Origin of the sequence: Thermotoga caldifontis AZM44c09 (assembly GCF_000828655.1) — a bacterium.
Lineage (GTDB): Bacteria > Thermotogota > Thermotogae > Thermotogales > DSM-5069 > Pseudothermotoga_A > Pseudothermotoga_A caldifontis.
Genome location: NZ_AP014509.1, coordinates 728,093 through 746,183, shown reverse-complemented (window position 1 = coordinate 746,183; position 18,091 = coordinate 728,093). Strand labels below are relative to the sequence as shown.

Sequence of the window (18,091 nt, the reverse complement as noted above, 5' to 3'; positions counted from 1 at the left end):
GGAGGGAAGAAGGATGGCCATTTCCACCTTCAAAAGGAAGATAGCCGCAGTGAAGATAGGTGTGGCTTCCCCCGATACGATCAGGAGCTGGTCGAGCGGGGAAGTCAAAAAGCCAGAAACCATAAACTACAGAACCTTCAAACCTGAACGCGATGGGCTCTTCTGTGAAAAGATATTTGGACCCACGAAAGATTATGAGTGCGCCTGCGGAAAGTACAAAGGCAAGAAATATGAAGGAACGGTCTGCGAGAGGTGCGGCGTGAGAGTGGAATCGAAAGAATCCAGAAGGAAGAGGATGGGGCACATAGAGCTCGCCGCACCGGTAGTTCACATATGGTATCTGAAGAGTACACCGAGCATTCTGTCCACTCTGCTGAACATACCGACACGGGACCTTGAAAACATCATCTACTACGGAAGCAGGCGCATCATAGAGAAGGCTTACATCGTTACCAATTCGAAGAAGACGCAGTTCGCCGAAGGCGACATAATATACGAAACGGAGTACAACATATACAAGAAAGTTCTGGACTTCGAAGCCGAACAGGCGGTCATAGTTAAGAACCCGAAGACCCCGGTCATATCCGAAATAGACGGTGAAGTGAGCGTGAAGAACGAGCGTTCCAACACTGGAAGGACCATAACCTGGATCACCGTCAGGAACGTTGTCAAATCGCAGGTGCAGCTCTTCCCCGGGATGATCCTTCTGGTTAAGAACAACCAGGAGGTATCCGAGAACGACATCCTGGTCGCCGAAAAACAGATACCAGCGTTCTACGCTCCGTTCGATGGAACTGTCGAGATCGATGAGTTGACTTCCAGCCTGACTTTGAAACCACACGCGACGAGCAAAGAACAACCGTTGACGCTTTCCATCCCCTACTGCTGCCGACTCACCGTTAAGAATGGGGCGAAGGTCAAAGCTGGAGACCAGATCTGGACCGCAGGAGTGATTCAGGCCGTAAAGAGTCCTGCCTCAGGACGGGTCGTGTTTGGAAAAGAACTGAACGTCAGACCTCTCGAGGACGGTTCTTACGAAGTTCTGTCCTCGGGATCTGTCTACATCGAACAGGTTGCGGCAGAGAAGAAGTATCCCATATTCGAGGGCGCTCTCGCATACGTCAACGATGGTGACAAGGTGAAGGCTGGCGACTACCTCGCGGACAGGTTCCTTTTTGAAGATGAACATCTGTCTCTGAGTGAGTACAGGATCTTCCAAGAATACTATCCCGATCAGTTCACCGTGGAAACGGAAGTTGAGAACGATAGACCTATCCTCGCCATCACCAGGATAGACGAAGAACTCGCCAAGGAAACCGGGTTGACGGTAGGTTCCATCATAACGGAGAATGAATACGAGGCTTACAAAGAGCTCTATCCTGGCAAGATCGAAGCACATTACGGGGCCGCTGCCGTGAAGAAACTGCTCGAAATGATAGATCTCGAAAAACTGAGAGCGCAGATAGAGGCCGAGCTCGCAGAGCTTCCAAAGAGCAGTGGTAGGGCTCTGAAGCTGTTGAGAAGGTTGAAGATCGTCAAGAGTCTCATCAAATCCGGTACGAGACCTGAATGGATGGTTCTGGAAGCACTCCCGGTGATACCTCCTGAACTGAGACCCATGATCCAGATCGACGGAGGCAGGTTCGCAACGACTGACCTGAACGATCTCTACAGGAGGGTTATAAACAGGAACAACAGGTTGAAGAGGTTCCTGGAACTGAACGCACCTGAAGTCATGATCAGAAACGAGATGAGGATGCTCCAGGAAGCCGTTGACAGTCTGATATACAACGGTAGGATCGGCAGACCCGTCACCGACAGAAACGGCAGGCCCCTGAAATCCCTAACAGATCTCGTGAAGGGCAAGAAGGGTCGCTTCAGGAGGAACTTGCTGGGTAAGCGCGTAGATTATTCCGGAAGGGCCGTCATAGTGGTCGGTCCGGAGCTGAAGATCCACCAGTGCGGTTTGCCGAAGAAGATGGCTCTGGAGCTCTTCAAACCGTTCGTGCTCGCGAAGCTGCTTGAAGATAGTGGAGAAAGCAGCAGGACCGCCAGAAAACTGAAGAAAGCCATCATAGAACGCGAGATGCCTGAAGCATGGGACGTTCTGGAGGAAGTCATCAAAGGGCAAACCGTGCTCCTCAACCGCGCTCCGACACTGCACAGAATGTCGATACAGGCCTTCGAACCGAAGCTGATAGAAGGCAACGCGATACAGTTGCATCCTCTGGTCTGTCCACCCTTCAACGCTGACTTCGACGGAGACCAGATGGCAGTGCACGTACCTCTTTCGGCCGCCGCACAGGCAGAGGCTCGTTATCTGATGCTGTCGAGGTACAACATCATATCTCCCGCGCACGGGCAGCCCATCTCTATGCCGGGAAAGGATATCATAGTCGGTATCTACTATCTCACCGCAGTGAACAGAGACTACGACTCTATGAGCATCGACAGGATCAAGTTCAGGTTCAGCTCGCCTGAAGAGGCCATCTTGGCCCATTCGCTGGGCTGGGTCGGATTGCACACACCCGTGATGGCCAGAGTCAAACAGAACGGTGAAGAAAGAATAGTCAAAACCACCGTTGGGCGCATCATATTCAACGAGATCGTTCCGGAAGATCTGAGGGACTACTCCAAGACGTTCGGCAAGAACGAGATCAAAGAGCTCATATACGAAACCTTCAAGCGGCACGGCATGGAAACGACGGCAGATCTGCTCGACGACATAAAAGATCTCGGTTTCCACTACGCGACCGTTTCTGGACTCACGATCTCGCTCAAAGACCTGGTTGTGTCACCGAAGAAGGACGAGATCATAAGAGATGCCCTGAGCAAGGTTGAAAAGGTCGAACAAGAGTACTTGGAAGGGTTCCTCACCTATGAAGAAAGGTACAAGGAGATCATAAAGATATGGACAGACGCGACAAAGGAAGTGCAGAAGGTCACTTATGAAGCGCTCGGTGAGAATCCGTTCAACCCCGTGTTCATGATGGTCAAGTCCGGTGCGAGGGGTAACATAGACCAGGTCAAGCAACTCGCAGGCATGAGGGGCCTCATGGCAGACCCGTCAGGAAAAACGATCGAAATACCCATAATCTCGAACTTCCGCGAAGGTTTGAGTTCACTCGAGTTCTTCATCTCGACGCACGGTGCAAGAAAAGGAGCCGCTGACACCGCACTCAGGACATCTTCGGCAGGATACCTCACCAGGAGGCTCGTCGACGTGGCTCAGGGCGTGTTCATAACGATGACCGACTGCGGTACAGAAAACGGTATCAAAGCGATGAAACTCATAAGTGGTACCTTGACTGTGCAGGAGTTGAAGGATTTCCTGTTCGGTAGAATTCTCGCAAGGGACGTCATCGATCCGCTCACAGGAGAAGTCGTGAAGAATCCGAATACGGGCCGCGAGTACGTCAGAAACACGATGTTGTCCGACGATGATGCGAAGTTCCTCTCAGAATACGTCGTTTCTGTTCCCGTTTGCGTTGAACAGGTCCTGGATCTGCAGAGCCTGCAGTTACCATCTGCATACGCGATTACGGATGAAGAAATCAGGCTCGAGGATGGTTCTGTTTACGAGGCCGGAAGTGAGGTCACCTGGGACCTGGTTAGAAACGCTCGCAACGCGGGTAAGAAACAGATCAAGATAAAGGTCTATCCCGTCGTCGGAACGATCGCTCAGGAAACGGTCATGGACAAGAAAGGTGAGAAGCAGTTGCTCGTGTTCCAGGAAGAGATCGATGAAGTGACGGCGATGGTGCTCGAACAGAACGGTGTCAGTTCCGTCAAAGTAAGGCCGAACATCTACGTGAGATCGCCGCTGACCTGCGAAGCTGAACACGGTGTTTGTGCGATGTGCTACGGCATGGACTTGTCGAACCACAAAGTGGTCAACGTCGGTGAGGCTGTGGGAATAATCGCGGCGCAATCCATAGGAGAACCTGGAACACAGCTCACCATGAGAACCTTCCACACCGGTGGTATCGCGACGGCGGCCGACATAACACAGGGTCTGCCGAGGGCTGAAGAACTCTTCGAAGCGAGAAAGAAGCTCAAGGAGCCAGAAGGAGTGTTCTGCACTGTCTCTGGCTGGGTGAAGGACATAAAGGAAGTCGATGGAAAGAAGAAGATTTACGTCGAAGACCTCTCCGGTGAGATACACGAGTACGAGGTCCCTGAAAAGGTGAAAGAGAATGTGAGCAGAGGTCAGAAAGTGCTGCCCGGTCAGATGCTCACCACTGGAGCCGTAAAACTCAGAAAACTCATGGACACGCTCGGTGTTGAAGCCACGGCGATGTACCTGCTCACGGAAACGCAAAAAGTTTACCACGAACAGGGTGTGGAGATACACAACAAACACTTCGAAATAATCATCAGGCAGATGCTCAGCAGGGTGGAAGTCATCGATCCTGGAGATACGGATTATCTGCCCGGTGAGCTGCTGACGTTAGCCGAAGCGAGACGAATAAACGACGAAATACTGAAAGCGAACGCACACGTGCAGAGCAACAGAAACGCCGTGGTTGGAAAAATTCTCGCCAAGAAGATCGTGGCGAAGCTCAAAGACGAGGTTGAGGAAATAGCTCCAGAGGGTGCAGAAGTCACAGAAGAGATCGTTGAAAAAGCTGTCGCCGCAGGCGTGAAAGAGATCGTTGTGATGGAGGAAGGCAGACCCACGACCTACCAGATCGCACCCAAAGAGCCCATGAAGTACAGAAGGAGGCTGCTGAGAATCACCAAAGCATCGCTGGAACAGGAAGGATGGCTCAGCGCGGCCTCGTTCCAGCAAACGCCACAGGTACTAACGGAAGCCGCGATCGAAGGTAGGATCGATTACCTGAAAGGATTGAAAGAAAACGTGATCGTGGGCCAGCTCATACCATCCGGTACGGGTCTGGAGATATTCGCGAACATTCAGATCGAAGAAACTCCACGCGCAGCGGAAGAAGAAAAGATGGCGTGAACATGTCGGGGCCCCGCGTGGGGCCCTTTCTGTTTCACATCAGGATTCGAAGATATAAAAGTAGGTCCACACACCGCTGTTTTGAAACTTGATCTTCTTCGATGCCTTCCGCTTGAAAACACGTTCCAGATCCGCTGCTGGACTCAGGAAGCAGACGGTCGAGTCTTCGAAAATGTCGAACAACCTCGCAAGGTGTGAGTGAAAATCTTCGTCAACGTTTTTGATCCTGAGCCCGTACGGGGGATTAGTCACCACATGAACATTTTTGAAGCTTTCCAGCTCTTCGAAAGCCTTGTTTAAGAATCTGACAGAATCGTTCACACCCGCCCTCAGTGCGTTCTCACGGGCAATCGATACCATCGATGGATCTTTGTCGAAACCGAGCGAAACGAGTCGATTCTCCCGCTTCTTGGTATCTACCTTTTCCATCCTCACATCTTTGAAGATCGGCCAACTCTGGAACGCGAACTCCCTCCCATCGTTGAGGATACCCAGTGCCATCCGCGCGGCCTCTATGCAGATCGTTCCGCTGCCACAGAAAGGATCGACCAGCAGTCTCTGAGTGTTCCAACCGCTCACGATGATCAAGCCAGCCGCTATCGTCTCTCTCAAGGGAGCGATCGAAGTTTTCAATCTGTAGCCCCGTTTGCTCAGCGCGCGTGACCCTGTGGTGTCCAGAAACACGCTCACGATGTCGTTCTTCAGGTACGCGTACAGGGGATAGACGGTTCCGTCCGGTTCGTTCTTGGATTCAATTTTTTCATAGACGGCCTTTTTGACCACCGAAGCGATCGCTCCGGTTGCTGAGAGCTTGGAGTTACGCACTTTCACCTTCTCAACGATCAGCGTGGCCCGATCGTGGACCAGGTCCTGCCAGTCGGCGCTGAAGGTTCCTTCGAAGAGTTCGTCGAAGGTCTTTGCTTCAAACTCGGCCATCTTTATCAGCACGCGCTCCGCGCTGCGCAACATCAGATTGAGCTTCGCGACGTCAGAAAGCTCACCGGCGAAGTGTATGTGACCCGCGGTCACTTTCAAAATCTTGAAGTTCATATCTTTCAGCTCTTTACAAACTGCTCCTTCCAGCCCGGACGTGCAGAGCGCGACCAGCTCCAAAACTCTCACCCCCAAGAGTATAAGACGAAACAAGTACGGGATGCGAACTTAAAATGGTAGAATCTGTTTTAGGGGTGATCGGTTTGCTCGAAGCCAGTCTCGTGGAGAAAATCATCAATTACGGTCTCAGTAAGGGTGCAGATTTCGTCGAGATCTTCGTGGAGGACAGGTTCGACACGAGGATAACCCTGATCGACGGAAGGATCGACTCTGCGAGCAGCGAGAGAGACTTCGGGCTCGGCTTGAGATTGTTCAAGGAAGATCAGCAGGTCTACGCTTACACGAACGATCCATCGGAGAAGCAACTTTTCGCCATGGTGGACAGGTTGATCGAAGTGCTGGAAACACAGCCTGCGCAGTTCAAACCGATGAACCTCACGAATTTAGACGTGAAGAATTCTCACATCATCGTTCTGCACCCTCTGGAAGTTTCGAAAATGGACAAAGCGAAGATCATGAAACTCGCGTACGAAGGAGCGAAGAACTATTCGAACCTCATCTCACAGGTCGTGGTCCGGTACTGGGATTACGATCAGAGAGTCTTCATCGCGAACTCTGAAGGGACCATGGCGAGCGATAGACGTATCAAGACGAGGCTGATGGTCACCGCAGTCGCATCGAAGGATGGAGAGCAGGAATCGGGCTTCTACGGACCTGGTGCTTCCATGGGACTTGAGTTTTTCAACCTTCACGACCCGAAAGACATAGGTGCGGAGGCCGCGAGGATAGCGGACAGAATGGTTCGAGCCGAGCACGCACCGGCCGGCAAGATGCCCGTGGTGATAGCGAACGAATTTGGAGGTGTCATCTTCCACGAAGCGTGCGGGCATGCCCTGGAAGCGACATCCGTCGCGAAGGGTGCCTCGGTTTTCGCGAACAAACTCGGTCAGAAAGTCGCCGCGGACTGCGTCACGGCCGTGGACGACGGGACGATACCGAACGCGTGGGGTTCGAGCAACATCGACGATGAGGGAACTCCAACCCAGCGCAACGTGTTGATCGAAAACGGTGTGCTGAAAAACTATCTGGTTGACAGGTTCCACGCGAAGAAGATGAACATGAAGCCCAACGGCTGTGGACGCAGGGAAAGTTACAAGTTCATACCGACATCCAGAATGAGCAACACCTTCATAATGCCAGGTAAGTATCTGCCGGAAGAGATCATCTCCGCCACGGATTACGGACTCTACGCCAAGCGCATGGGAGGCGGCTCGGTGCATCCTGCCACGGGCGAGTTCAACTTCGCCGTCATGGAAGGTTACCTGATCGAAAAAGGCAGGATCACCAAGCCCGTACGCGGTGCGACACTGATAGGTAAAGGTATCGAAGTGATAAACAACATAGACATGGTCGGGAACGACCTCGCGAGGGGTCAAGGCATGTGCGGTTCCATATCCGGTTCTGTACCTGCAGACGTCGGACAACCTACGATCCGCGTGAAGGAGCTGATCGTTGGGGGGCGAAAGAGATGAGAGAGAAACAGTTCGCCGAAACCGTTTTTTCCCTGGCAAAGAAGAAGGGATTCGACGATTGCGAAGTGCTCATCTCCAGCCAGAAAGAATTCGAGGTCGTTGTCAGCAAGGGAAAGATCGAGAACTACACAGACGCTTCCTCAAGAAAGGTCACGTTGAAAGCTGTGAAGAACAAGAAATCCTGCTTCGCGACCACGGAGATCATGGACGAAACTTCCGCAAAATTCCTCGTCGAGAGCGCTTACGAGAACTTCATGATCACGGACACCCTCGATGAGGACGATGTCTGGCACGAACCTCCAGAACGTGAACCTTTCAGCTACGACGATCCTTTCGAAAGAATGTCGGTCAGGGAGAAGATAGAACTGGCGAAAAGAATGGAAGAAAAATCGTTATCGTACGACAAAAGGATTCAGAACGTCATCATGAGCGGTTATGGCCATCAGAACTCTGAAATTCTTCTGTTCAACACGAAGGGTCTGGAGCTGGAAGAAAGCTTCGGTTACGGTGCAGCCTTCGTCTATCTGGTGGCCTCCGATGGGAAAAAACCTAAGAGGGGCTTTCGCTCCAGATACGGTTCGCAGCCGAGCGAGATCGACGTCGACAGGGTCGCAGAGGAGGCAGCCTCTGAAGCAGTTTCACAGCTCGGCGCCCAAAACGTGAAGAGTGGGAAGTACAGAATTTTGCTACGTCGGGATGTCTTCGCGCAGCTTTTCTTCGCGTTCTCATCCATCTTCTCCGCCGAAGCCGTGCAGAAAGGCCTTTCCCCACTGAAGGGAAAACTGGGTCAGAGGATCGGCGCAGAAGTGTTGAATTTGGTGGAAGATCCGTTTTTCGAAAAGCTTCCACTGAAACGTTCTTTCGACAATGAAGGTGTGGCAACGTCGAGGAAGACGTTCATCGATCGCGGCGTGCTCACCACCTTCTTTCATTCCATAAAGTCGGCCAGGAAGGACAACGTGATGCCCACCGGAAACGTGTTCGGCCAGAGGTGTGTGCCTCTGAACGTGGTTCTGCCCGCAGGTTCTCTCGATTACGAAGGTTTGGTCAAGCACCTGAACGAGGGTTTGATAGTCATCGCGCTCGATGGGCTGCACTCGGGTGTCAGACCGGTATCCGGGGAATTTTCTCTGGGCGCCAACGGTTACAGAGTGGCGGGCGGTGAGATCGTTGAGCCCGTCGAACAGTTCACAATTTCTGGCAATTTCCTCGAACTACTCCAGAGAATCGAAATGGTGGGCGCCGACAGCGACGTAGTTTCCGTCAACTGGTATGGACCATCAGTGATCGTATCGGAGTTGGACGTGGCTGGCAGCTGAATTCACACGCTGGATGCTCACAACCCTGCCTCTGTCCAGGTTGACTATGACATCTGCCAGCGTTTGCACCTCTTCAACATCGTGCGTGGCGATGACCAGCGCCACGCCTTCTTCTTTCAGTTCAGCCAGTTCTTTCCAGAAAATCCGCTTCGCTTCCTCGTCCAGCCCGTTCGTGGGTTCATCCAGCACCAAGATTTTTGGTTCTCCAAGTAGAGCCATGCAGAGAGATAGTTTCCTGCGCGTTCCCTTGGACAGTTTCCTGACGAGTTTTCTACCGTTGATTTCTAACTGCAGCAGTTGGATCAATCTATGATCACATTTGCTTCCCTTGATCCTGCTGAACAGTGCGAGATTCTCACGCGCCGTCAACGTCTCCACGAGGGCAGGTTCTTCGGGCACGTACGACAGATTTTTTCTTATCAATCCGGGTCGCTTCACAGCATCGATACCGTTTATCACGATTCTGCCTTCGTCAGGTTTGAGAACGGTGGCGATCAGCTTGAGCAGTGTGGATTTACCCGCAGCGTTTCCACCAACAAAGGCTATACAGGATGCTCGAACGTCGAAGCTCACATCTTTGATGGCCACGGTGTCTGAAAACTTCTTCGTTACACGTTCGAAAATCAACTCCATCTTTCTCACACGATCCTTATCGGCATCACGACGTAGAGATATCCTTCAACCTCGAGCGGGTTGATCTGCAGCGGGCTGGTGCTGTCTATGAAGTTCAACTCCACTTCCTCTGTTTCTATACGCCTCAACGCTTCGATGAGGAACTTTGGGTTGAAAGCCGCGATCACGTCTTCGCCTTCCTTTTTCACCTCTAATTCCTCACTCACCTCGCCAAAGTCCGGACTTCTGCTGCTCAAAACGAGCGTGTTCTCCATCACTTCAACCCTTATGGATTCGCTGCCGCGTTTGGCTATCACCATCGTTCTTCTGAGAGCTTCCACGAGGTCGTTGGTCGATGCCACGACTTTCGTCTTGAACGCCTTCGGTAGAACCCTCTTGTAATCGGGAAATTCCACTTCGACGATCCTCATCAAAGTTTCCACATCCGTCGCCAGGATGCCGATCCTCTTTCCGTCGTATTCAACTCTCAGGCTCTTCCCCTCACAGCTCTGTGCAACGTTCATGAGCTCCTTCATACTCTTGAGGGACAGCAGGAAACCTAAGCCTTCCTCAGTCTGTATGTCAAGTCTTTCTTCTGCCAGGGCGAGCCTGAAACCGTCCGACGCCACCAGCCTGAGAAAACCGTTGCCAAGTTCCCAGTAGATCCCGTTGAGGTTTCTCATGAATTCGTCGGTGGCGGCACAAAAGATGACCCTATCGATCATGCTGTGAAGAACGCCCGCTTCGATCTCAAAACTCACGCTGGACTCGGATAGGGACACTTCTGGAAAATCGCTCGGATCCACAACAGACAGCTTGAACTTGCTCCTGCCGCACTCGATGGAAAGACTCGTGGGGGTGATCTCGAGGTTAGCTCCAACGTCCGACGGCAACGTTTTCACGACCTCGTAGAGAACTTTCCCATCCACAGCGAACCTTCCGAAACCTTCGTACTCACAGTTCAGTCTCGCCTTGACGCCTGTCTCAAGATCCGAAGCCAGAAGGTATACCCCGTCCTCGTTCAGATCGAACAGGACGCAACCGAGGATCGGTTTTATCGCTTTGGAAGGAACCACCTTCGAAACCACAGATATTTTGTTCACCAGCTCCTGCGTGTCCACAGCTATCCTCGCCACGATCACACCTCCTCAATCGAGAGTGAGTACATCCTCGATCTCGATGGATGAATCCTTCAAGAGCCTTCGCAAAGTCGTTGACAAACCACGTTGAGAGGATGAATTGATGAAAACCTTTTCGAGCGCAACTTTGTTCACAGTATATATGTTATCAAAACTGTCCGGCACTTCTGCAACGGCCAGAGGATTGTTCAGACACAGGTTCAATTTGTCCCTCAACCTCAGCACCGACGTTGTGACGATACCTGAAACGTAGAGCCACTCAAACTCATCGTAGTTCGTTTGTCTGAGCGTCAGACAGGAATCTGAAATCTTCACAAGTTGACCGGATTTCGTTATGGCCCACACACCCTCCAGATCTTTCACGATAATCTCAACTTCGCTGGGTGGCTTGGCCAACTTCGAGGCGAAAAGAACCTTCCTGAGGATCCTCAGGCTATCGGCGCCTTCACCGTGAACCACCAGGAAGATCTTCGCTCCATCCACGACTCCCGCGTGAACGAGTCTGTCCAAAGCCCCATCGACGATGATCCGGGCAAAATGAAAATTCTGTGAGAGCTGCCTGATCGTGGAACCGCTCGTTCCTGCCACAATGACGTCCGTTTCGATCAGCGGCCGGGCGAGTGTTTCGTAACCCGCGATCGGATTGTAAGAGAAAACCTCCAGAACTTCGAACCTCGAAAGATCGAGGAACCTTTCGCCTGTGAGAACGAACTGCGCCGTGTTGACCCTCACCCGAGGTTTGGGTTCACCCGTCAAACTGTCTTTCTCTTCGCCGTCCATACCCACGCTCGTGACGCAACAACCTTCGCAATCTCTCAGTATCCTGTTCAGCACCGTGGTCTTGCCGGCACCCTTCTTGGTACCTACGATGTAGACGATCTCTTTTCCTTCCACTCTCTGATCCTCCTGGCCCTTTCGAGTTGCTGTGGGAGCAGATATTTATCTTTCCCAGAGAGCAACGAAGCCACTCCTTCAACTTCTTCATCAGGTTCGCAGTTGCTCCTGTAGTCTTTCGGCTCCTGATAGACGAAGATGCCACCTTCGTAGTTCCTCAGAACCACCTTGCCCTCACCCATGGATATCAGATACTGCGGACCAACCGGTATCTTTCCTCCCCCACCAGGCGCATCGATCACGTACGTCGGCACGGCGAACCCTGAGGTGTGACCCCGCAGGTATTCTATGATCTCTATACCCTTCGCGACGCTGGTTCTGAAGTGTGAAAGCCCTCTGGACAGATCGCACTGGTATATGTAGTAAGGCCTGACACGGTTCTTGACGAGTTCATGCACGAGTTGTTTCATGATCCTTGGGCAGTCGTTGACACCCCTCAACAGCACCGTCTGGTTACCCAAAGGTATTCCTGCGTCCGCAAGCATCGCGAGGGCTTTTTTCGAGTCTTCTGTGAACTCTTTTGGATGGTTGAAGTGCGTGTTCAACCATATCGGGTGGTACTTCTTCAACATGTTCACCAGAGATTCCGTGATCCTCATGGGGAGAACCACAGGCGCGCGCGTACCAATACGTATGATCTCCACGTGTTCTATCTCGCGGAGCCTCGAGATGATCTCCTCCAGCCTCTCGTCAGACAGAGTCAGCGGGTCTCCCCCGGAGATCAGCACGTCCCGCACCTTTCTGTTCTGTTTTATGTAATCTATGGCTGCATCGATGTATTTTCGATCGAGCGGGGCGTCGGTTTCCCCCGCAAACCTCCTGCGGGTACAGTGCCTGCAGTACATCGCACACTGGTCCGTAACCAGAAACAACACCCTGTCCGGGTAACGGTGGGTCAGTCCTTTCACGGGGGAGTCGACATCTTCGTGCAATGGGTCCACCATTTCACCATCGCTTATGTGCAGTTCCTTGGACGTGGGTACCGCTTGTTTTCTTATCGGACAGTTGGGATCGTCCGGATCCATGAGGCTCGCATAGTAGGGTGTTATGGCCATTCTCAAAAACTTCAGTGAATGCTTTATACCTTCACGTTCCTGGTCCGTCAGGTTGATCACCTGTTCGAGCTGTTCCAACGTCATTATCCTGTTTGCCAGCTGCCATCTCCAGTCACGCCACTCTTTTTCACTCACGTTCCTCCAGAGTGCTATCTGCTTGAAGTCACGCATGTTTTCTCCTCCCTCAAACGATCCTTTCCTTCCTCCTCAGCCTCTCCAGAGCCGGACCGTCGATGAGGTAAATCTTCCTCACGAACGTCTTACCTTCGAACTGCCTCGCAAACTCTTTGACCCGCTCCGGTATCTCGTTGTTCGTCACGATGCCAACGAACCCTGTCCCGTATATTGTCCCCGCAACGACGGCCTCCTCAACCGCGCCGGTATCGATCGGTTTGTTGCAATACTTGGCTTGAAGTACCACGAGTTTTCCGCTGCTCTCGATCAAAAGATCGGCACCGAAATCGTGCGAGAGCTTGGTAGGACGGACTCTGTAGCCTGCCCTCCTGAAGATTTCGCACAGATAAGCTTCGAACTGCTGACCGTTCTGAACAAATCCTGTGCGAATCTTTTTTCCCGGTTTCTTCCGTTTGATCAGAACCATCAAAAAGAACAGTGTGAGCGAAACGAAAACGAAGAGCTGCAACATCATGTGATCCCTTTCCGGACGGCGATCATTTTCATTTTGTGAAGCCTTCTATTTTTGTTGAAGAAGTCCACAGCCTTTCGCACATGGTGGGTGATCGTCGAGTGGTAGACTTCTATGTGTCCTGCACGGTTCAAAAGCGCCAGGATCACGGTGCGCTTGAACACCTCAAAGTTGAAATTCCGAACGAAGACAACAACAGCCGCTTTATTCCCGCGAACGAACAGCACGTATCTGGCACCGTTCTGGCTGGAAGACAGCTTCTGCGTCCAACCGTTCTTGCTGAACTTCTCAAAAACGATGTTTTCGATATTCTTCAGCTTGGCTTTACGTTTCCTGATTAAAATGATGAACAGAAAGCTCAGACAGATCGCGATGATTGTTTCGAACAGAACCTTCATCAAGCCTGCTCCCAAACCACATTGTACACGATGGTTGAGGGGTGTGATCAAGCTGGTGAGGATCCTCGTGAAGGTCAAACCTGGCGCAAAGAGTGAATCGATAGAGCTCATGGCAGATGGAACCTTGAAGGTGAGCGTCACCGCCCCCGCAGTTGAAGGGAAGGCCAACGAGGCGGTTCGTGAATTGCTCGCTGAAAAATTTTCCCTGAGCAAATCCGATGTGAGAATAGTGAATGGCCGGACCTCGAGGTTCAAGCAAATCGACTTACCTCTCGACACGGAAGAAATACGACGGAGACTCGGCATCCATCAAGACGGTGTGTGATAAAATGAACGATGGAGGAAGCCTTCGAAGGTGAAGCTTGCAAAGGTCTTATCGATCGTAACTCTGACAGTCATTCTTCTTGTCGTACTGTTCTTGGTGCTGTTCTCAGGCTGGCTGTTTCAATTCTTCCTTTACAGAAAACCACAGGTCAATCCCTATTCGTTGCTGGTCGTGGGTGTGGATGCGGCGATCCAAGGCACGCGCCGGGCAGATGTGATCATGATCGCGCTCGTGGATCACGAACAGAGGAAAATTCTGATCAGCAACGTTCCGCGAGATCTGCTCGTAGGGAACAGCAAGATAAACGCAATTTATGCGAGGTCCCGGATTCCAGGTTTGAAACAAACCCTGTCCAAGCTCTTGGACATCGATTTCAACGGAGCGGTGATCGTGGATTACGCGGCGTTCAAATACCTCGGCGATGAACTTGGACCCGTTGAAATACACGTGAAAGAGCCCATGAAGTACTCTGACAGCGTGCAGAAACTTTACATAGACTTCCAACCGGGTGTGTATCAGATGAGAGGCGACGAACTGCTCGCTTACATAAGGTACAGGAAGGATGCGATGGGTGACCTGGCGAGGATAGAGAGACAGAAGGAAGTGTTGATGAAATTGTTGGAAAATGCCAGGCACGTGAGCTTTCAAAAGTTGTTGTCCATCTTCAACAACCTTCAGAAGAACATCGACCTGAGAGTTTCCACGGGTGAACTGGTGTATCTGTTTTCCAGACTGAGGAAGGGATTTTCCGTCGAGTTCTTGTCTTTTCCATACGCGATCAACGAAAAGGGTGACGTGATCCTCGACGAGAAAAAACTGCAGACTTACAAGCAAGCCTTGAAGGAAATGAAAGTCCAGCAAGCAACGAGCACACCACGCATCATTTTGATGAACGCCACCGTCGACAAGACGAGGGGCTTTCTGGAGAAACAGATGAACCTTTGGAACGAGGTCGGAGTCGAGCCGAGCCTCATCGTCTGGGAGGACCTGGGCTTATCTTTCACAGAAAACAGCGTTCTCGTACTGAACGCGGGCATGAAAGAAAGCCTGGAAAAGCTTTTGAGCAACGTTTATCCAGACAGGAAGTTCACTTTCATTTCTGTGAATTCCGATCCAAATGCTTTGAAAACGTACTTCGATCTGATCGATAGGTTATCGAAGAACAGGATTTATCCCAGATTTCCCATAGACGCCCTGGTAGTGGTGAGGTGAATATGAATTACAGAAACCTTCACTCGTGGGATGTCACGGCGGAAGAAGCCGTTGAGATTCAGAAGCAACTCAGATCTTTGATAAAATTGACGCCACTGGAAGACATACGGTACGTCGCCGGTGTCGATCTTGCTTTTCCGGACAAGGAAAGTGGTGTCGCAGCGATCGTGGTCCTGGACATCACGACCATGCGCGTGATCGAGCAGGTCGTTGCTCACGAGAAAGTGACATTTCCGTACGTGCCAGGTTTACTGGCTTTCAGAGAAGGACCAGTGTTCTTGAAGGCATGGCAGCAACTGAACGTTTTACCCGACGTGGTCATGTTCGACGGTCAGGGCATCGCACACCCGAGAAAACTCGGCATTGCGTCGCATATGGGACTGTTCATAGACCTGCCCACGGTTGGCATCGCGAAATCCCACCTCTACGGCAGTTTCATCGAACCTCCGAACGTTCAGGGTTCTTACACCTTTCTTTACGACAAGAACGAGGTGATCGGCGTTGTCGTGAGGACCAAGGTTGGCAACAAGCCCCTGTTTGTATCGCCCGGTCACAAGTGTGACGTGCTGTCTGCCCTGAAGTTGACGTTGCGTTGCTGTGTGAATCACCGATTGCCAGAACCAACGCGACTGGCACACGAACTGACCCAGAAGTACAAGCAAGCCACGTTGTTCGGTTGAGGAGGTGAAAGGATGTGGCAGTATTTCATGCCCACGAGAATCTACTTCGGTGAGCGGTGTATCGAGCAGGGAAAGGATGCGTTGAAGTCGCTCGGTAAAAGGGCGCTCGTTTTGACCGGTAAGAGATCTTCAAAGGAGAACGGCTCGCTCGATGATCTGATGAAAGTGTTCAGCGAGATTGGCGTTGAAATGGTGCTCTTCGATGACGTTGAAGAAAATCCAACCTTCAACCTTGTGAGAACCATCGTTTCCGAGTTTGCGCAGGAATCTTTCGATTTCGTTGTAGGTCTCGGTGGTGGCAGTCCGATGGACACAGCAAAGGCTGTCGCGGTGCTGTTGAAGAACCCTTCACTGAAGGTGGAAGACCTCTACGATCCGTCGAAATACAGCGAAACCTTGCCGATCGTTGCCATTCCGACCACCGCGGGAACGGGGAGCGAGGTGACTCAGTACTCGGTGCTGACAGACGATGCAGGTTTCAAAAGGGGATTTTCACATCCTGTTCTGACATTCCCAAAGCTCGCGTTTCTCGATGCCCGCTACACGCTGAAGTTGAGCGAACCTCTGACGAGGTCCACTGGCCTGGATGCGCTGTGCCATGCGGTTGAAGGTTTTCTTTCAAAAAGAGCGACCCCCATTTCTGATCTCTACGCGAAAAAGTCTATCGAACTCATCGCGGAGAACCTGCCGATAGTTCTGAGAGAACCCGAAAACCTGCGCGCACGTGAGAACATGCTCCTGGCGTCGTGCCTCGCAGGAATGGTGATCAGTCAGACCAGCACGACCGTCGCGCATGCGCTCGGTTATCCTCTGACGACTTTCAAGAACATCAGGCACGGTGAAGCGACCGCCGCTTTCCTGGACGTGGTCGTTGAGCAGGCTTCGATGGAGGTGCCGGAAAAGGTTGAGTTTGTGAATTCGATTCTCGGGGGTGTCTCCAACTTCCTGAAGCTGGTGGGGTTCAACGTGCGAGTTGAAATAAACGAAGAGGAGCTCGAGGTCTGGACAAAAAGGGCTAAGAACGCTCCACACCTCCAGTGGACACGCGGCAACTTCACCGAAGAATTGATCAGGTATCTCTACGAGAGGGTGAAGATCCATTAAAGCACGCGTCTTTCTGAAGAACAATCACAGGGATTTCCATCCGTGGATATTCCGGAACGAAATAGCGAAATTTGAAGGAGAGTTCGAAGATGGAGACGTGGTCAACGTGCATCTCTCCGATGGAAAATTCTATGGAGTTGGTTACATCAACACGAAGTCAAAGATCACAGTTAGATTGCTGTCTCTGCAACCGCTTTCAATCGAACAGATCATAGACAGGAGAATCGCGGAGGCGATTGAAAGACGAAAGAATGCACTCATCTCAGGACAAGCTCATCGTCTCGTGAACGGTGAAGCCGATGGACTACCGGGATTGGTGGTGGACAAGTACGCAGATTATCTCGTGATACAGATCAACACGCTCGGCATGGAAAGGCTGAAAGATTTGATCGTTCAGAAACTGGTGAAGTACGTGAATCCCATCGGCGTGTACGAAAAGTCGGATGCCCCAGCAAGGGCAAAGGAAGGTTTACAGGAAAACTGTGGCTGGCTCCTCGGTAAAGGACCCGACATCATCTATTTCGAACACGACGGACTGTTGCTGGCGGCGGATTTGAGGGGTCAGAAGACGGGAGCTTTCTTAGATCATCTCTACAACAGCTACATCTGCTCGGCGTTCGCGAAGGATAGAGAGTGTGCAGACATTTTCTGCTACACGGGAAACTTCGCGTTGCACCTTCTGAAAGCCGGTGCACGAACCGTTGCTCTGGTCGATTATTCGGAGCGGAGTTTGTCCATCGCAGAAAAGCTTTTGAATCTGAACGGATTCACGAATTACCGGATCGTTCAGGCGAACGCCTTCGACTGGTTGAGGGAAAACTCCCGTTCTGAACAGTTCGACCTCGTCGTTCTGGATCCGCCCTCTTTTGCCAAAACTTCCGCTTCGAAAGATTCTGCGATACGTGGCCACAAGGAGATAAACCTCAGAGCGATGAAGATTCTAAGAAAACCCGGCGTCCTCGCCACGGCTTCCTGCACCCAGGTTCTGTCGGAAATGGAATTTGAATCGTTGCTGAGCGACGCAGCGAAGGATACAAAAGTTCTGCTGAACGTTCTTTACAGGGGTGGTCAGGGTTTCGATCATCCTTTCTTGCTCGAAGTTCCAGAAACAAGGTATCTGAAGTTCATCATAACCGAAGTCAGGAGGCGATACTGA

At 51.7% G+C, this 18,091-nt stretch carries 15 protein-coding genes; 8 read left to right on the top strand and 7 right to left on the bottom strand.

Annotated elements, in window-relative coordinates; genetic code table 11:
- The first annotated feature begins 13 nt into the window (after nt 1-13).
- Nucleotides 14-4,966, top strand: a complete 4,953-nt coding sequence (locus TSP01S_RS03615; RefSeq protein WP_041076547.1) for a DNA-directed RNA polymerase subunit beta' — start codon at nt 14-16, stop codon at nt 4,964-4,966.
- A 39-nt stretch (nt 4,967-5,005) separates the two neighbouring features.
- Here TSP01S_RS03615 and TSP01S_RS03610 read toward each other — a convergent pair whose 3' ends face one another.
- Nucleotides 5,006-6,079, bottom strand: a complete 1,074-nt coding sequence (locus TSP01S_RS03610; protein ID WP_041076545.1) for a THUMP domain-containing class I SAM-dependent RNA methyltransferase — start codon at nt 6,077-6,079, stop codon at nt 5,006-5,008.
- 83 nt (nt 6,080-6,162) lie between these two features.
- Here TSP01S_RS03610 and TSP01S_RS03605 point away from each other — a divergent pair, with 83 nt between their 5' ends.
- Entirely contained in the window at nt 6,163-7,551 is a 1,389-nt protein-coding gene (locus tag TSP01S_RS03605; RefSeq protein ID WP_041076544.1) for a TldD/PmbA family protein, read from the top strand.
- Nucleotides 7,548-8,870 carry a TldD/PmbA family protein gene (locus tag TSP01S_RS03600; RefSeq protein WP_041076542.1) on the top strand — a complete coding sequence of 441 codons (1,323 nt, stop codon included), beginning with the start codon at nt 7,548-7,550 and terminating at the stop codon, nt 8,868-8,870. The genes TSP01S_RS03605 and TSP01S_RS03600 overlap by 4 nt, the downstream gene beginning before the upstream one ends.
- On the opposite strand, the gene TSP01S_RS03595 is transcribed toward TSP01S_RS03600, so the two are convergent.
- From TSP01S_RS03595 to TSP01S_RS03570, 6 genes are read right to left on the bottom strand one after another with little or no spacing between them, the layout of a single operon-like run.
- Nucleotides 8,832-9,503 (bottom strand): ABC transporter ATP-binding protein, encoded by a 672-nt coding sequence (locus TSP01S_RS03595; protein WP_144380626.1) that lies wholly within the window; start codon nt 9,501-9,503, stop codon nt 8,832-8,834. The two genes, TSP01S_RS03600 and TSP01S_RS03595, sit on opposite strands and share 39 nt — an antisense overlap.
- Nucleotides 9,504-9,508: 5 nt before the next feature.
- The gene (gene dnaN, locus TSP01S_RS03590; RefSeq protein ID WP_041076540.1) at nt 9,509-10,618 is read right to left on the bottom strand and encodes a DNA polymerase III subunit beta; all 1,110 of its coding nucleotides are present in this window, start codon (nt 10,616-10,618) and stop codon (nt 9,509-9,511) included.
- Between the two features lie 12 nt (nt 10,619-10,630).
- On the bottom strand, nt 10,631-11,515 hold the full coding sequence (locus TSP01S_RS03585; RefSeq protein WP_041076538.1) for a hypothetical protein: 885 nt from the start codon (nt 11,513-11,515) through the stop codon (nt 10,631-10,633).
- Nucleotides 11,485-12,741 (bottom strand): lysine 2,3-aminomutase, encoded by a 1,257-nt coding sequence (gene kamA, locus TSP01S_RS03580; protein WP_041076536.1) that lies wholly within the window; start codon nt 12,739-12,741, stop codon nt 11,485-11,487. The genes TSP01S_RS03585 and kamA overlap by 31 nt, the downstream gene beginning before the upstream one ends.
- 13 nt (nt 12,742-12,754) lie before the next feature.
- Nucleotides 12,755-13,216, bottom strand: a complete 462-nt coding sequence (locus TSP01S_RS03575) for a restriction endonuclease (RefSeq protein ID WP_171816802.1) — start codon at nt 13,214-13,216, stop codon at nt 12,755-12,757.
- Nucleotides 13,216-13,614: a hypothetical protein gene (locus TSP01S_RS03570; RefSeq protein ID WP_041076535.1), complete on the bottom strand. Its 399-nt coding sequence runs from the start codon at nt 13,612-13,614 to the stop codon at nt 13,216-13,218. Before TSP01S_RS03570 ends, TSP01S_RS03575 begins: the two co-directional genes overlap by 1 nt.
- A 43-nt stretch (nt 13,615-13,657) precedes the next feature.
- Here TSP01S_RS03570 and TSP01S_RS03565 point away from each other — a divergent pair, with 43 nt between their 5' ends.
- Genes TSP01S_RS03565 through TSP01S_RS03545 form a run of 5 tightly spaced genes read left to right on the top strand, consistent with a single transcriptional unit; the run spans nt 13,658 to nt 18,091 of the window.
- Entirely contained in the window at nt 13,658-13,939 is a 282-nt protein-coding gene (locus TSP01S_RS03565) for a DUF167 domain-containing protein (RefSeq protein ID WP_197538910.1), read from the top strand.
- A gap of 30 nt (nt 13,940-13,969) precedes the next feature.
- Nucleotides 13,970-15,151, top strand: coding sequence for an LCP family protein (locus TSP01S_RS03560; RefSeq protein ID WP_041076533.1), 1,182 nt, complete (start codon nt 13,970-13,972; stop codon nt 15,149-15,151).
- A 2-nt stretch (nt 15,152-15,153) separates the two neighbouring features.
- Nucleotides 15,154-15,831: an endonuclease V gene (nfi, locus tag TSP01S_RS03555; RefSeq protein ID WP_041076531.1), complete on the top strand. Its 678-nt coding sequence runs from the start codon at nt 15,154-15,156 to the stop codon at nt 15,829-15,831.
- 12 nt (nt 15,832-15,843) lie between these two features.
- Nucleotides 15,844-16,935 carry an iron-containing alcohol dehydrogenase family protein gene (locus tag TSP01S_RS03550; RefSeq protein WP_041076529.1) on the top strand — a complete coding sequence of 364 codons (1,092 nt, stop codon included), beginning with the start codon at nt 15,844-15,846 and terminating at the stop codon, nt 16,933-16,935.
- Nucleotides 16,931-18,091, top strand: coding sequence for a class I SAM-dependent rRNA methyltransferase (locus TSP01S_RS03545; protein WP_041076527.1), 1,161 nt, complete (start codon nt 16,931-16,933; stop codon nt 18,089-18,091). Before TSP01S_RS03550 ends, TSP01S_RS03545 begins: the two co-directional genes overlap by 5 nt.